12 protein-coding genes are annotated in these 15,791 nt (G+C 66.8%); 1 reads left to right on the top strand and 11 read right to left on the bottom strand.

Going from position 1 to position 15,791, the window contains the following annotated elements; translation table 11 throughout:
• Window positions 1-84 precede the first annotated feature (84 nt).
• The 11 genes from BVG12_RS00870 to BVG12_RS00920 form a co-directional block, all read right to left on the bottom strand.
• Window positions 85-1,758 (bottom strand): electron transfer flavoprotein-ubiquinone oxidoreductase, encoded by a 1,674-nt coding sequence (locus BVG12_RS00870; protein ID WP_075790737.1) that lies wholly within the window; start codon window positions 1,756-1,758, stop codon window positions 85-87.
• A gap of 6 nt (window positions 1,759-1,764) precedes the next feature.
• A complete protein-coding gene (locus tag BVG12_RS00875; protein WP_075790738.1) occupies window positions 1,765-2,688 on the bottom strand; it encodes a hydroxymethylglutaryl-CoA lyase in 924 nt (307 codons plus the stop codon).
• 10 nt (window positions 2,689-2,698) lie between these two features.
• Entirely contained in the window at window positions 2,699-4,708 is a 2,010-nt protein-coding gene (locus BVG12_RS00880) for an acetyl-CoA carboxylase biotin carboxylase subunit (RefSeq protein WP_075790739.1), read from the bottom strand.
• Between the two features lie 16 nt (window positions 4,709-4,724).
• Entirely contained in the window at window positions 4,725-5,510 is a 786-nt protein-coding gene (locus BVG12_RS00885; RefSeq protein ID WP_075790740.1) for an enoyl-CoA hydratase/isomerase family protein, read from the bottom strand.
• A gap of 10 nt (window positions 5,511-5,520) precedes the next feature.
• Complete coding sequence (locus tag BVG12_RS00890; protein WP_075790741.1) at window positions 5,521-7,128, bottom strand: carboxyl transferase domain-containing protein; 1,608 nt, start codon at window positions 7,126-7,128, stop codon at window positions 5,521-5,523.
• A gap of 12 nt (window positions 7,129-7,140) precedes the next feature.
• Window positions 7,141-8,325: an isovaleryl-CoA dehydrogenase gene (locus BVG12_RS00895; protein ID WP_075790992.1), complete on the bottom strand. Its 1,185-nt coding sequence runs from the start codon at window positions 8,323-8,325 to the stop codon at window positions 7,141-7,143.
• 41 nt (window positions 8,326-8,366) lie between these two features.
• The gene (locus tag BVG12_RS00900; protein WP_075790742.1) at window positions 8,367-8,855 is read right to left on the bottom strand and encodes a MarR family winged helix-turn-helix transcriptional regulator; all 489 of its coding nucleotides are present in this window, start codon (window positions 8,853-8,855) and stop codon (window positions 8,367-8,369) included.
• Window positions 8,848-10,182 (bottom strand): spinster family MFS transporter, encoded by a 1,335-nt coding sequence (locus BVG12_RS00905; protein ID WP_075790743.1) that lies wholly within the window; start codon window positions 10,180-10,182, stop codon window positions 8,848-8,850. The genes BVG12_RS00900 and BVG12_RS00905 overlap by 8 nt, the downstream gene beginning before the upstream one ends.
• 20 nt (window positions 10,183-10,202) lie before the next feature.
• On the bottom strand, window positions 10,203-12,479 hold the full coding sequence (locus BVG12_RS00910; RefSeq protein WP_075790744.1) for a TonB-dependent receptor: 2,277 nt from the start codon (window positions 12,477-12,479) through the stop codon (window positions 10,203-10,205).
• A 115-nt stretch (window positions 12,480-12,594) separates the two neighbouring features.
• Complete coding sequence (locus tag BVG12_RS00915) at window positions 12,595-12,978, bottom strand: VOC family protein (protein WP_075790745.1); 384 nt, start codon at window positions 12,976-12,978, stop codon at window positions 12,595-12,597.
• Between the two features lie 43 nt (window positions 12,979-13,021).
• On the bottom strand, window positions 13,022-14,653 hold the full coding sequence (locus BVG12_RS00920) for an ATP-dependent acyl-CoA ligase (RefSeq protein WP_075790746.1): 1,632 nt from the start codon (window positions 14,651-14,653) through the stop codon (window positions 13,022-13,024).
• A gap of 153 nt (window positions 14,654-14,806) precedes the next feature.
• On the opposite strand from BVG12_RS00920, the gene BVG12_RS00925 reads away from it, so the two are divergent.
• Entirely contained in the window at window positions 14,807-15,676 is an 870-nt protein-coding gene (locus BVG12_RS00925) for a TetR/AcrR family transcriptional regulator (RefSeq protein WP_083684323.1), read from the top strand.
• Window positions 15,677-15,791 lie beyond the last annotated feature (115 nt).

The raw sequence follows: 15,791 nt of genomic DNA on the forward strand, positions 1-15,791 counted from the left end.
GTATACGGCTGCGCTCTCGCCGGCCACTGTGGGATCGTGCGCTTTCAATACTGCATTCGACAGGTTAGTCACGATAAACCGCCTTCACATGTTGGGATAATTCGGCCCGCCGCCTTCCGGCGTCACCCACACGATGTTCTGCAGCGGATCCTTGATGTCGCAGGTCTTGCAGTGCAGGCAGTTCTGGGCGTTGATCTGGAGCCGCGGCGTGTCGACGTCCGATCGCACGAACTCGTAGACGCCCGCCGGGCAGTAACGCTGTTCCGGGCCATCGTACCTGGCAAGATTCACCTGGACGGGCAGCGTGTCCGAGCGCAGCTTCAGGTGGACAGGCTGGTCTTCGCCATGGTTGGTATTCGAGATGAACACCGAGGACAGGCGATCGAAACTGAGTACATTGTCCGGCTTCGGGTAAGCAATGGGCGCGAAGTCGGACGCGGGGCGCAGCCGTTCGTGATCGGCATGCCGGTGGCGCAGCGTCCAGGGCGCCTTGCCGCGGAAGACGATCTGGTCGATGGCCACCATCAGCGTGCCCGTACGTAAGCCCAACGACATGCTGGGCTTGAAGTTCCGCCCCTTGTGCAGCTCGTCGTACAGCCACGAATGGCGGAACGCCTGGGGCAGGGCGGCCAGCTCGTCCCCGGCCCTGCCGCCGGCCAGCGCGTCGAATGCCGCCTCGGCCGCCAGCATGCCCGTCTTCATGGCGGCGTGGCTGCCCTTGATGCGCGCGGCATTCAGGAAGCCGGCGTCGCAGCCGATCAGCGCGCCGCCCGGGAAGACGAATTTCGGCAGCGACTGCAGCCCGCCGGCCGCAAGCGCCCTCGCGCCATAGGAGATGCGCCTGCCGCCCTCGAAGAATTTGCGGATCTCCGGGTGGGTCTTGTAACGCTGGAATTCCTCGTACGGCGACAGATGGGGATTCTCGTAGCCCAGGCCGATCACGTACCCGACCGCGACCTGGTTGTTTTCCAGGTGGTAGAGGAACGATCCGCCATAGGTCTCCGCATCCAGCGGCCAGCCCGCGCTGTGAATGACGAGGCCGGGCTGGTGTTTGGCCGGATCGATCTCCCACAATTCCTTGATGCCCAGCGCGTAGGTCTGCGGGTCGCGATCCTTGTCCAGTTTGAATCTGGCGATCAACTGCTTGCCGAGGTGGCCGCGGGCGCCTTCGGCGAAGAACGTGTACTTGGCGTGCAGTTCGATGCCGGGCTGGAACGCGTCGGTAGGATTGCCATGGCGATCGACACCCATGTTTGCCGTGGCCACGCCACGCACCGACCCGTCGTTGTCATACAGGACTTCGGCGGCTGGAAAGCCGGGGAAAATTTCCACTCCAAGCGCTTCGGCTTGCTGTCCCAGCCAGCGGACCACATTGCCGAGCGAGATGACATAGTTACCGTGGTTCTGGAAGCAGCCGGGCAAGGCCCAGGTGGGCGTCCGGTAGGCTTTTCGTTCGGTGAGGAACAGGAACCGGTCCTCGGTCACCGGAGTGTTCAGCGGCGCGCCCAGCTCCTTCCAGTCCGGGAACAGCTCGTTCATTGCGATCGGGTCCATGACCGCGCCCGACAGGATGTGCGCGCCGATCTCGGAGCCCTTTTCCAGCACGCAGACCGAGACGTCGGTCCCCTTGGCGGCGGCAAGCTGCTTGAGCCGGATCGCGGCGGACAACCCGGCGGGGCCGCCGCCGACGATGACCACATCGTATTCCATCGTCTCGCGCTGACCGTATTGTTCGGGGAAATTGCTTGTGTCTACCATGATGATCTATACGTTTTGATTCGATGAGTGGCGCTTCGCCGCGATCGCATTGCCGGCCCGGCTCGACCCCGCGCGCCCCAGCTGCCGGGAGATGAACTGTCCCGCTTCGACCACCTTCTCGAGGTCGACCCCGGTGTGAATGCCGAGTCCGTCGAGCATGTACAGGACGTCCTCGGTCGCCACATTGCCGGTCGCCCCTTTCGCGTAGGGGCAACCGCCGAGGCCCGCGACGGAGGAATGGAAGGTCGATACCCCGAGTTGCAGGGCTGCATAGATATTGACCAGGGCTTGGCCGTAGGTATCGTGAAAATGGCCGGACAGCCGCGCGAGCGGATAGTCTTTCGCGACCGTTTCGTACACCGCATTGACCAGCGCCGGCGTACCGGTGCCGATGGTGTCCGCGATATCGATCTCGTCGCAGCCGAGGTCGCGCAGGCGGCGGACGACGTCGGCCACGTCCTCCGGTGCCACCGCTCCCTGGTAGGGACAGCCGAACGAGCAGCTGATGCTGCCGCGCAGCCGGATCGAATGCGCCTTCGCGGCCCGGGCCACTTCGCGAAACCGCTCGATCGATTCGGCGATCGAACAATTGATATTGCGTTCAGAGAAGGCCTCGGACGCGGAGCCGAAGATCACGACTTCGTCCGCACGGGCGGCCAGTGCCGCTTCGAAGCCTTTCATGTTTGGTGTGAGCGCCGAGTAGACGACGCCGGGACGACGCCGGATCATTTCCATGACCTCGCCCGACGTCGCCATCTGGGGCACCCATTTGGGCGAGACGAATGAAGCGGCTTCGACGTTGGTCAGGCCGGCGTCCACGAGGCGTTCGACCAGTTCGATCTTGGCCTGGGCCGGGACCGTTTCCTTCTCGTTCTGCAGCCCGTCGCGCGGGCCGACTTCGACGAGTTTCACATGCGTTGGCAGACTCATCATGTTTCCTTCAAGCGGCCCTGAAGGTCAGCAGTTGCACGCCGTCGGACACCTGGTCGCCCACGGCGTACAGGAGTTCTTCGACGATGCCGCCGGCCGGCGAGATGATCGTGTGTTCCATCTTCATCGCTTCCATGATCAGCAGCGGCGTGCCTTTTTCGACCACCGCGCCCGGCGCCGTCAACAGCGCCACGATCTTGCCGGGCATGGGCGCGGTCAGGCGGCCGCCTTCGGTTTCGGCGTCGCCAGCATGGGCCAGCGGATCGCTGTACTGCAGCGTCACATGCTGGCCGGCGTGGAACACGTGGATGGCCTGGCCGTCGCGCACGACGTGGCCGCGCACGACGGCGCCGTCGAGCTTGATCGTGAACTGCGTGTCCTCGCGCCCGGCCAGGGACATCGACGCCACCTGGCCGCCCACCTGGACCTGCCATCCCTCACGCCGGTACGCGATCTCCAGGACCTGCGTGCCGGCATTGTCGCCGAGCTCGAGCCGGCGCGCCAGCGTGCCGTTCATCCGCCATCCGTGTGCGCCGGCCCACGGGTCCGTGACGCCCGCTTGCCGGCCGTCGTCGAGCAGCAGCGCCGCAGCCAGTGCCAGCACGGGGAGGGACGCGGGACGGGGCGACGGGAACAGGCTGTCGCGATGGCGTTCGATCAGGCCGGTGTCCAGGTCGGCACCGGAAAACGGCGCGCTCGTCACGAGCCGCTGGAGGAAGGCGACGTTGGTGGCCAGTCCGACCACCTGGTATCCGGCGAGCGCCTGCGCCATGCGCGCCAAGGCTTCCTTGCGGTCCCGTCCCCAGACGATCAGCTTGGCGATCATCGGGTCGTAGAACGGCGAGATGCCGTCGCCCTCGCGCACGCCGGAATCGATGCGGACCGCGGCCGGGTCCGCGGCGCTCGCGCCCTGGCCGAGTTCGAAGTGAACCGCGGCCGGCGTGCGCAGGTGGCGCAGGGTCCCGATCGACGGCAGGAACCCTTTTTCGGGGTTTTCCGCGTAGACGCGGGCCTCGAGCGCATGGCCATGGATATGCAGTTCGTCCTGGCGCTTCGGCAGCGGCTCGCCGGCGGCGACCCGCAGCTGCCATTCCACCAGGTCGGTACCGGTGATCATTTCCGTGACCGGATGCTCCACCTGCAGGCGCGTGTTCATCTCCATGAAGTAGAAGCTGCCGTCCTGGTTGGCGATGAATTCGACGGTGCCGGCACCGACGTAGCCGACCGCCTTCGCCGCCGCGACCGCGGCATGTCCCATCGCGCGCCGCCGCTGTTCCGACATGCCGGGCGCCGGCGCTTCTTCCAGCACTTTCTGGTGTCGCCGCTGCACGGAGCAGTCGCGCTCGAACAGGAAGACGCAATCGCCGTGCGTGTCCGCGAACACCTGGATCTCGATGTGGCGCGGCCGGATCAGGTATTTCTCCACCAGCACGCGGTCGTCGCCGAAGCTGCTGATCGCCTCGCGCTTGCAGGATTTCAGCGCGGCCTCGAAATCCTCGCCGCGTTCGACGATGCGCATGCCCTTGCCGCCGCCGCCCGCGCTTGCCTTGAGCAGCACCGGGTAGCCGATCCGGTCGGCCTGGTCACGCAGGAAGCCGGCGTCCTGGTTCTCGCCGTGGTAGCCGGGTACCAGGGGGACGTCGGCCGATTCCATCAGGGCCTTGGCGGCCGATTTGGAGCCCATCGCTCGGATGGCCGAGGCGGGCGGTCCGATGAAGACGAGGCCCGCGCGCGCGCAGCTTTCGGCGAACGCTTCGTTTTCCGACAGGAAGCCGTAGCCCGGATGGATGGCCTGGGCCCCGGTCGCGAGCGCCGCATCGATGATTTTCTCGGCGCGCAGGTAGCTTTCGTTGGACGCCGCGGGGCCGAGCAGGAACGCTTCGTCGCATGCCGCGACGTGCTTCGCATCCGCATCGGCTTCGGAATACACGGCGACCGTCTTGATGCCGAGACGGCGCGCGGTCGCGGCAACCCGGCATGCGATCTCGCCCCGGTTGGCGATCAGAATTTTGTCGAACAAGTCGTTCTCCTTGTATTTATGGCAGCCAGGCCGGCTTGCGTTTGTCGAGGAAGGCGGTCACGCCGTCGCGTCCTTCGCTTGAGGCCCGGATCAGCGCGATGCGGTCCGCCGTGTCTTCCAGCAGCGCCTCCGTGACGGGTTCGCCCGCGATCTCGCGCACGAGTGTCTTCGCTGCGCGCACGGCGTTCGGGCTGTTGTTCGCGAGCGCCTGCACGATGCCCGCGACCTTCGCGTCGAGTTCCGCGGCCGCCACGATCTCGTGCACGAAGCCGATACGATGGGCTTCCTTCGCGTCGAAGCGCTCGGCCGTGAGGAAGTACCGGCGCGCGGCCTGCTCGCCCATCGCCTTGATCACGTACGGCGAGATCGTCGCCGGGATCAGCCCGAGCTTCACTTCGGACAGGCAGAAGTTGGCCGTATCGACAGAGACGACCACGTCGCACGCGGCCACGAGGCCCATGCCGCCGGCGTAGCAGTCGCCCTGCACCTTCGCCACGACGGGCTTCGGGCAAACATAAATGGTGCGCAGCATGTCGGCGAGGCGCATGGCGTCGGCGCGGTTTTCGCTGTCCGAATAACCGGCCATCTTCTTCATCCAGTTCAGGTCCGCGCCCGCGCAGAACGCGGGGCCGTTCGCGCCCAGCACGATGGCGCGCACGAGCTCATGGCGTCCCAGCTCGTCGAAGGCGAGGGCCAGTTCGGCGATGCTTTGTTCGTTGAACGCGTTGCGCAGCTCCGGGCGGTTCAGCGTGACGTGGCCGATGCGATCAAGGATCGTGACGGTGAGGGTTTGATAGTCCATGTCTGTCTCCTCACATGCGGAACACGCCGAACTTCGTGTCCTCGATCGGCGCATTCAGCGCGGCCGAGAGACCCAGGCCCAGCACCATGCGCGTATCGGCCGGATCGATCACGCCATCGTCCCACAGGCGCGCGGTGGCGTAATACGGGTGGCCCTGGTGTTCGTACTGTTCCTTGATCGGTTGCTTGAACGCGGCCTCTTCGTCCGCGCTCCACTGGCCGCCGCGCGCCTCGATGCCGTCGCGCTTGACGGTCGCCAGCACCGACGCCGCCTGGTCGCCGCCCATCACGGAGATGCGCGCGTTGGGCCACATCCACAGGAAGCGCGGCGAGAATGCGCGGCCGCACATGCCGTAGTTGCCGGCGCCGAACGACCCGCCGATGATCACGGTGAACTTGGGGACCGATGCCGTCGCGACCGCGGTGACCATCTTGGCGCCGTTGCGGGCGATGCCTTCGTTTTCGTACTTGCGGCCGACCATGAAGCCGGTGATGTTCTGCAGGAAGACGAGCGGAATCTTGCGTTGGCAGCACAGTTCGATGAAGTGCGTGCCCTTCAAGGCCGCCTCCGAGAACAGGATGCCGTTGTTGGCGATGATCCCGACCTTCATGCCGAAGATGTGGGCGAAGCCGCAGACGAGCGTCGTGCCGTATCTCGCCTTGAATTCGTCGAAGCAGCTGGAGTCCACGATGCGCGCGATGACTTCGCGCACGTCGAACGGTTTTCTCGTGTCGACGGGGATGACACCGTACAGTTCTTCGGGCGCGTACTTCGGCTCCGCCGCTTCGCGCAGCGAGCCCTGCTGCGGCTTGATGCGGTTCAGGTTCGAGACGATCGTGCGCGCCAGTGCCAGCGCGTGTGTGTCGTTTTGTGCCAGGTGGTCCACCACGCCGGAGAGCCGCGTGTGCACGTCGCCGCCGCCCAGGTCCTCGGCCGTGACGACCTCGCCCGTCGCCGCCTTCACGAGTGGCGGACCGCCCAGGAAGATCGTGCCCTGTTCCTTGACGATGATGGATTCGTCGCTCATCGCCGGGACGTACGCGCCGCCCGCCGTGCAGGAACCCATCACGACGGCGATCTGCGGGATGCCCTTCGACGACAGATTCGCCTGGTTATAGAAGATGCGGCCGAAGTGGTCGCGGTCGGGGAACACGTCGTCCTGGTTCGGCAGGTTGGCGCCGCCCGAGTCGACGAGGTAGATGCAGGGCAGGTTGTTCTGCTCGGCGATCTCCTGCGCCCGCAAGTGCTTCTTGACCGTCATCGGGTAATACGTGCCGCCCTTGACGGTGGCGTCGTTACAGACGATGACGCATTCCTGGCCCGCCACGCGGCCGATGCCCGTGATGATGCCGGCGGACGGCGCCGCATCGTCGTACATCGCGTAGGCGGCCATCTGGGAAAATTCGAGGAACGGGGTGCCAGGGTCGAGCAGCATCTGCACGCGCTCGCGCGGCAGGAGCTTGCCGCGCGCGACGTGCTTGGCGCACGCGGCCTCGCCGCCCCCCTTGGCGACCTGCGCCACCTTGGCGCGCAAGTCGTCGACGAGGGTTTGCATCGCGGCGGCGTTGGCTTTGAAATCGTCGCTGCGCGGATTCAGTTTGGAGTCGAGTTCAGTCATGGCGGGTCCTCGTCAAGCGGTCTCGCCGAACAGCTCGCGCCCGATCAGCATGCGGCGGATTTCGCTCGTGCCGGCACCGATCTCGTACAGCTTGGCGTCGCGCCACAGGCGGCCCACCGGATATTCGTTGATATAGCCGTTGCCGCCCAGCGTCTGGATCGCTTCGCCGGCCATCCACGTCGCCTTTTCTGCGCTGTACAGGATGGCCCCGGCCGCGTCCTTTCGCAGGGCGCGCACCTGTTCCGGGTTCGATGCGCGGTCGCACGCCTGGCCGACGGCATACACGTACGCGCGGCATGCCATCATCGTCGAATACATATCCGCGATCTTCCCCTGCATCAGCTGGAACTCACCGATCGCCTGGCCGAACTGCTTGCGCTCGTGGATATACGGGACGACGACGTCCATGCAGGCGGACATGATGCCCAGCGGACCGCCGGAGAGGACGGTGCGTTCGAAATCCAGGCCCGACATCAGCACGTTCACGCCCTTGCCGACGCCGCCCAGCACGTTTTCGACAGGTACTTCGCAATCCTGGAACACGAGTTCGCCCGTGTGCGAACCGCGCATGCCCAGCTTGTCCAGCTTTTGTGCGATCGAGAAACCTTTGAAACCCTTCTCGATGAGGAAGGCGGTCATGCCGCGCGGGCCGGCCTCGATATCGGTCTTGGCGTAGACGACGAGGGTGTCGGCGTCCGGACCGTTCGTGATCCACATCTTGGTGCCGTTCAGCACGTAGCGGTCGCCCTTCAGGTCGGCCCGCAGCTTCATGCTGACGACGTCGGAGCCGGCGTTCGGCTCGGACATGGCCAGGGCACCGACGTGCTCGCCCGAGATCAGTTTCGGCAGGTATTTGCGCTTCTGTTCTTCGTTGCCGTTGCGCTTGATCTGGTTGACGCACAGGTTCGAATGCGCGCCGTACGACAGGCCGACGGAGGCCGATGCGCGGGAGATTTCCTCCATGGCGACGATGTGCGCCAGGTAGCCCATGTTGGCGCCGCCGTATTCCTCGCCGACGGTGATGCCGAGCAGGCCCAGCTCGCCCATCTTTTTCCACAGGTCCATCGGGAACTGGTCGGTGCGGTCGATCTCGGCCGCGCGAGGGGCGATTTCGCTCGCGGCGAACTGTTGTACAGCTTCGCGCAGGGCGGCGATGTCTTCGCCGTGGTCAAAGGTCAGGCCCGGCAGGGCTATCAGGTTGTTCACGATGTGGTCTCCATATTGGTAGGCATGTCAATTCAGTGGTCGAGGCATCTTTCCGCGGCCCGGTCCCGCAGCGTTTCGAAGAGGCTGGTCACCCGTTCGACCAGCGCCTGATCGACGTCCGCCAGCACGTGCGCGTGAAATGCGCGGGCTTCCGCATGCACTCTCCCATACCGTTCGCGCCCGGCATCGGTGAGGCGCACATGCTTGATGCGACGGTCGCCCGGGCACGCCGTGCGTGCCACCAGACCGGCATCCACCAGACGGTCGATCATCAGGCCCATCGACGGCGCTTCGATGCCGAGGCGGTCCGCCAGCGCGCGCTGCGACAGGACCGTATCCGAACGGGCCAGGACCGCAATGGCCATCCAGGCACCCGAACCCACGGCCAGGTCTTTCAAACGGTTGTCGAGCGCGACACGCCAGGCGCGTGCGGCAGCATGCAGGGCGATGGCGAATCGCTCCGCCAGCAGGGGATCCCGCTCTGCGTCGCCGCCGGGCGGTCGTGGTCCACGCCTACGCATCGCCGCGGACCCGTTCGCGCGTCGCTTCGAACGGACGCAAGCCGGTCCAGCACAGCCAGAGCGCGGCGAGCGCGGTGGGCAGGACCGTGGCGCTGATCGCCCAGTGCAGCATCGCATCGTCGTGGAAGATCCGGTCCGTTACCAGCGCGACCAGCGTCGGGCCCAGTCCGATGCCGAGCAGACCCGCGATCAACAGGTAGACCGAGATCGCCTGCCCGCGCAGATTGTTCGGGCAGACTTCCTGGATGCAGGCCGGCGCCGCCGACTGTGCGATGCTCAGGCCCAGCACCGAGCAGCCGAGCAGCGCGAAGGCGGTCGTGGCCTCGTTCGCCAGCGGCCACAGTGCCGCCAGCGGGGCGCACACGAGCGTGCCGACCAGCGCGACCTTGAAGCGCGCGGCGCGCACCCGCTTGCGCAGCCAGCGGTCGCTGAGGTAGCCGCCGAGCAGGGTGCCGCCCAGGCCGGCCGCGGCGATGATGGCGCCGAGTACGATGCCGGCGCGGCTGGCGGGCATGTGGAAGCGCCGGTCGAAGAGGGCCGGCGCCCACGACAGCATGCCGTAGCCGATCATCGCGAGCAGCGCGGGGTATGTCAGCAGGCGTGCGAAAGTGGCGCGGTGCTGCTTGAGGAAGGCGGTGAACTCGGCGACCGTGCTGTGCCGCGCTTCCGCGCCCTGTTCGCGCCGCAGCGGCTCACGCACGGTGAGCAGGAGCAGGCCGAGCACGATGCCCGGCGCGGCCGCGGCCAGGAAGCAGATGCGCCAGGCGGGCAGCGTGCCCAGCAGCGGCAGCGCCATGCCCGCCTTGGGGATCGCGCCCAGCAGCCAGCCGCCCAGCAGCATCGATGCTCCGGACCCGACGGCCAGCGACGTATAGTAAAAGGCCAGTGCGCGCCCGCGCCGCTCCAGGGCGACATAGTCGGCGATGATCGAGTACGCGGCCGGCGCGAGAACGGCCTCGCCGACGCCCACGCCCATGCGCGCGAGGAACAGGACGGCGTACGAGCCGGCGAACCCGGACACCGCCGTCATCACGGTCCAGAACAGCAGGCCCCAGACGATCAGGTTGCGCCGCACCGCGCGGTCGACCAGGCGGCCGAGCGGCAGGCCCATCAGGGTGTAGCAGATCGAGAAGGCGTACCCCTGCAGAAGGCTGAACGCCGTGTCCGAGATCTGGAATTCGGCCCGGATCGGACGCACCAGCAAGGCCGGCAACTGGCGGTCGAGCTGGGAAAACAGGGTGACGAGGAACAGCACGCCGATCACCCAGGCGGCGTAGCCCAGGCTGGGATAAGGGGCCGCCAGCCGTTGGCGCGGAAGGATTTGCATAGTGGGTTTCCAGGATGGCGCTAGAAGCGGCGCTCGAGGTTGATGCCGAAGGTACGCGGATCGCCCGGCGTCTGGTTGTTGTAGCCCTGGATGTAGAAGGAGTTCGAGCGCGCCCAGTAGTATTTGCCCGCCAGGTTCTTGCTCCACAGGCTGAGTCGCGTGCGGTCGCCGCGCAGTTTGAGCGTGGCCATGGCGTTCAGCAGGCCGAAGGCCGGCTGGGTGTTCGACGCGACTTGCCCGGCCGTCAGGGGCTGGAAGGGCAGGGTGTTGGTATTCACAGGCTGGAAGTAGGCCACCTTCGAGCGCCAGTCGTAGTCGAGATGCAGGTCGAGCGGGCCGAGCGGCGTGGCGAGCGGGTAATCTGCGCCCAGCGCGACCGTGGTCTTCGCGGTCGTCACGAAGGACAGGCCCTTGAACGGTCCATTGTCGAACTCGGGATCCGTCAGGCCGATGCCGGCGCTGAGGGTCAGGTCGGCCAGGCGCAGCAGGGCGTCCGCTTCCAGCCCCTTGATGGTGGCGTCGCCCGCGTTCACGACCGAGCTGATGGTGGTCGTGCTGCCGGGCGGGAACTGCGGCGCGATCTGCTGGATAGCCTTGTACTTGGTCACGTACGTCGCCAGGTTCAGGCGCAGCCTGCGTCCCAGCAGTTCCATCTTCGCGCCCGCCTCGTACGACAGCGCCTGTTCCTTGTCGAACGGGGCATAGCCGAAGGCGCTGGTGGCGCCGGCGGGCTGGAAGCCGCCCGAGCGGAAGCCGCGCGACACTTTGCCGTACACCAGCGTGCCGTCTTCCAGCTTGTAGTCCAGGCCCAGCGTCCACGGCACGTACCTGGCGCGCAGCGATGGGGGCACGTAATGGCAGCCGCCCTGGTCGAGTCCGGCCGCAGCCAGGGCGCAGCCGGCGCTGCCGGCCAGCATGGCCCCGGTCTGCAGCAGGTAGCGCGGCGCGTTGTAGTCGACGCTGCGTTCGTCGCGCACCAGGCGCGCGCCGGCGGTGGCGCGCAGCCGCGGCAGCACGGTATAGGTCAGCTGCCCGAACACGCTGACGGAGGTCTGGCGCGAATCGAACGCGTTCAGGCGGCCCAGGGTGTTGGTTCCCGACGGCGTCGTCACGAGGCTGCTGTCACGCAGCGCCTCGCCGAGGTAGTAGGCGCCGGCGATCCAGTCGAGGCGGTCGTCCAGCGCGTTGCCGTACATCTGCAGCTCCTGCGTGAACTGGTGGCCGTCGACGGCATAGCGCTGCAACTGGTTAACGAACAGCGGGGTTGCGTCGAGGTCGTAGCCGCTGACGGTGGCGAGATGGCGGTAGGCGCTGATCGACTTGAGCGTGGCCGGCCCCGTGTTCCAGCGCAGCGTGGCGGTCGAGTCGTTGACGTCGGTCGTATTGCGCGGGTTGAAGCCGGCCTGGCTGGTGTAGCCGCCGTCCTGGACATACCGGCCGATCGGCGCCAGCGCGCGCGCGGCGATGGCGGGATCGAAGTAGTTGACGATCCAGACCTGGGACGCGGCATCGCTGCGGAACTTGTCGTAGGTGAGGTCGACCAGCAGGTCGCGCGACGGCCGGGTGCGCAGCGAGGCGCGCACATAGCGCCGGTTCTCGTCGCCCAGCGGCTCGCCGAGCGGCGCGCTGCGCCCGTAGCCGTCGTGCCTGAGTCCGTCGACGACGAGGCGCAGCGCCGTGGCGGCGCCCAGCGGCACGTTGAGGATGCCGGTCAGCGCGCGCTGGTCGTAGTTGCCCACGCCCGCGACTACGCTGCCTTCGAACACCTGTTTCGGTGCCTTGGTGGTCATGTTCAGTGCCCCGCCGATGGTGTTGCGGCCGAACAGCGTGCCCTGCGGTCCGCGGACGACCTCCACCGCGTCCATGTCGACCAGGGCCGCGTTGGCACCGGCGGTCCGGGCGTAGTACACGCCGTTGACGTAGATGCCGACGGTCGGATCGTTGTTCGACGAGATCGAGGTGGGCACGATGCCGCGCATGCCGATGATCATGTTGTTCTTGCCCACCGGGGTATCGCTGATGAGCAGCGACGGCGCGTTGGCGCTGAGCGCCTTGATGTCGCCGATCTGGCGCCGGGCCAGCTCTCGGGCGTCGATCGCGGTGACGGCCGCCGGCACGTCCTGCAGCGCCTGTTCGCGCCGTTGCGAGGTGACAATGATCCGGGGTACTGGCGGCGTCGCGTCGGCTTCCGCCTGCGGCGGCGGCGGCGCGTCGGGCGGCGCGGCGAGCGCGGCGCCGCCGAGGATGGGCATGGCGCAGCTGCCCGCCAGCACGCGCAGTGAGGCGAATGGGGTCATGCGTGTCTCCGTGGTCGTTGTTATCGGTTCCGGCCGGATCGGGTGGCCGGGCCGCGGGCATTGTTGGCCATGCTTGTGCGGCGGGTCGCCCGCGCGCGGCGGGCGACCCGGGGTGTTACCCGGGCTTGCGGCACGACGCCGCGATCTTGTGCCCGTCCGGATCGCGGATATAGGCCGCGTAGGCGTCTGGCGCGAACGGGCGCGGGCCCGGTGCGCCTTCGTCGGTGGCCCCGAGCTCGAGCGCGCGGCGATGGAATTCGTCGATCGCCGCCCGCGTCGGCGCCGCCAGGCCGATGGTCAGGCCGTTGCTGGCCGTGGCCGGCTCGCCGTTGCGGGGATAGCCGACCATGAACTGGGCAGTCTCTATGCCCCAGCCGCAGATGCGGCCTTCCACGTCCAGCAAGCGCCGGAAACCGAGCGGTGCCAGCACGTGATCGTAGAACGCCCTGGCGCGCGCCAGGTCGTGCGTGCCGAGAGTCGAGTGGGTGATGATGGTCATGCCGCGGTCTCCTGTTGTTGTGTGTCGAGCTGCCTTGCGTGGGTCAGCGCTTGCTGATCTTGATGTCGGTGAGTTCCAGGTCCCACGTGGCCGGCGTGCAGCCTTCCTCGCGCAACTGGTACTTCAGCACCCGTCCCTGCGGGTTTTTCGGCATCGCCGTGCGGAACTCGATGTAGCGCGGCAGGGCGTAATAGGGGACGGCGTCGACCGCCCAGTGGAACAGGGCTTCCGGCGTCAGGGCGCAACCGGGCTTCAGGATCGCGGTGACCTTGACGTCGTCCTCGCCCTTGTCGGACGGCACCGCATGGACCGCGACCTCCTCGAGGTCGGGATGCGCGGAGAATGCCGCTTCCATCTCGAAGCTGGAGATGTTCTCGCCGCGCCGGCGCAGGTAATCCTTCTTGCGGTCGACGAAGTAGAAGAAGCCGTCGTCGTCGAACTTGCCGATGTCGCCACTGTGGAACCACATGTTGCGCATGACCTTCATGGTATCCGCCGGCCGGCCCCAGTAGCCCATGAACATGATGTCGGGGCGCAGCGGCCGCACCACGATCTCGCCCGGCGTATTGGCCGGCAGTTCGCGATCGAGGTCGTCGACGATGCGCACGTCGAAGTCCGGAATGCGCTTGCCGGAGGAACCGGGCGCCGCATATTCGCCGGCGGGCAGCGAGGTGATGACGCTGGCCTCGGTCAGTCCGTAGCCGTTGCCGCCGACCTGCCTGGCACCGAAGCGCTCGCGCCAGATCTTCTTCGTCTCTTCGGTGAACGGGTTGCCGCGCACGGTATGGATCTGGCCGAAGCAGCGCCGCGCCGCCTCGCTGTCCGGCGCCTGCGCCAGCAGGCCGCCCATGCCGCCGAGGATCGACGCGATGGTGGCGCCGCTGCGCTCGACCTCGGGCCAGAAATTCGAAACCGAGAAGCGCGGGACAATCGCGACACGCGCACCCACCAGGATGTTCGACAACACGCCAACGCACATGGCATTCATGTGGAACAGCGGCAGCGGGGTGATCGTGATGTCGTCGGCCGTCGCCGGGCCCGCGCGCAACTGCAGGCGCGCCAGGTTGCACATGTAGTTATAGCTCAACATGCAGCCCTTCGAGGGGCCGGTGGTGCCGGAGGTATAGACGATGCAGGCCAGGTCGGACGGTGCCGGCTTCGTCGCGATCGGTTCGTCGCTGTGGCCGCGGTGCTCGTCGAGCGCGGCGATCCGGATCGGGCAGGGCGGCAGCTTGTCCAGCGTACCGCGATAGAGCAGCAGGGCGGCGTCCGGCAGGCCGTCGGCGACCTGGGCGATGCGCTCGACGTAGTCCGCCTCGCAGATCAGGATGCGCGCCTTCGAATCGGCGATCTGGTGGCGCAGGAATTCGCCGCGCAGTGCCGTGTTCACGGGCACGCTGACCGCGCACAGCTTGTTCGCCGCAATCCATCCCGCTACCGCGTCGATATTATTGTCCAGCATCGTGAGGACAGTGTCGCCCGCGCGCACGCCCAGTCCGGCCAGTGAATGCGCCAGGCGCGTCGTCAATTGGTCGAATTCGCCATAAGTGGTCAGTTTGCCGCCAAAGTCGAGCAGCACGCGGTCGGGGTGCGCCGCCACTGCCCTGTCGAGTGCGGCGATGACGGTGTCCTGCGGCCCCACCGACCATGTATCGAGATTGCCCATGCCTGCCATGTCGTCTCCAGTTTTGCGATTATTTATGTTCGGAATATAAACAGAAATGCGAAAAGTGTCAAAGAAAATGGTTTCGATCGGTCGCCTGTGCGCTTTCCGCACCGGTGGCCTTGCGCTACAATCGCGATTCGAAAAACGTTTGAGAAAAAATCGATGACCGCTCCAGTCAAAGCAGCGAAACAGACGGCGGCGCCCAAGCCGAAAGCGGTCGTCAAGACCGTGACCGGCGCCAGGGTGGCAGCCAAGCGCGCCACGCCCGCGGCCGATCCGGCGTCCGGCAAGCCGGTCAAGGCCGGGGCGCGTGCGACGGTGCCGGCGAGGGAGTCGGTCAAGCGGGTGGCGGGGCCCGCAGCCAAGAGCAGCGCCAAGCCGCCGGCCGCGCAGGCCGATGCGCCGGCAGCCAGGCCGTCCGCCAAGGCGGCTGTGAAAGCCGCGCCGAAGGTCAAGCTGAACAAGCGTTCGAGCGAAACGATCGCCAAGATCCTGGCCGTCACCGAGGAAATCATCCTGCGCTCGGGGGCGGAGCGCATCTCGATCCTCGACGTGTGCGACGAGGTCGGTATTTCGCGCGGCACCTTCTATCGCTATTTCTCGTCGCAGGACGACTTGCTGGACGCCTTCTCGCGCCACAAGCGCGACCAGTTCCACGCCACCCTGCAGAAGACCGCGGCCTCGAACGACCCGGACGAGCGCTTCCAGGCGCTGCTCGCATTCATCGACGACTACCTCGAGAACAGCCGCGCGCGACGCCTGCTGCTGGTGGCGCCGGACTATGCGACGCGCTGGCTGCAGCGCATCTTCGCCGACTCGGTGCACCGCTTCCAGGACATCCTGGGCCTCGTGTTCGACGCGTGGGAAGAGCGGCACGGCATCGTGATCGACCGGGAACTCGTGTGCGAATTGATGGTTCGCTACATCATGAGCGACGTGCTGGTGCCGGCCGGACCCGATCGCCGCAACCTGATGCGGCGTATCGAGCGCTTCGTCCTCATGCTGCTCTCGGGACGGGTGGCACGCCGCTAGCCATGCTTTGACCCGCGGTCAAACCGTTGCGCTGTCGCAAAGCGGCTCCGCCGTGTTCCAATCGCCCCGGACGGGTACGACCCGACCGGGATACCGATAACGACACGATCCGCGC

The sequence above is a fragment of the Massilia putida genome (genome assembly GCF_001941825.1).
In the GTDB taxonomy this organism is placed as follows: domain Bacteria; phylum Pseudomonadota; class Gammaproteobacteria; order Burkholderiales; family Burkholderiaceae_D; genus Telluria; species Telluria putida.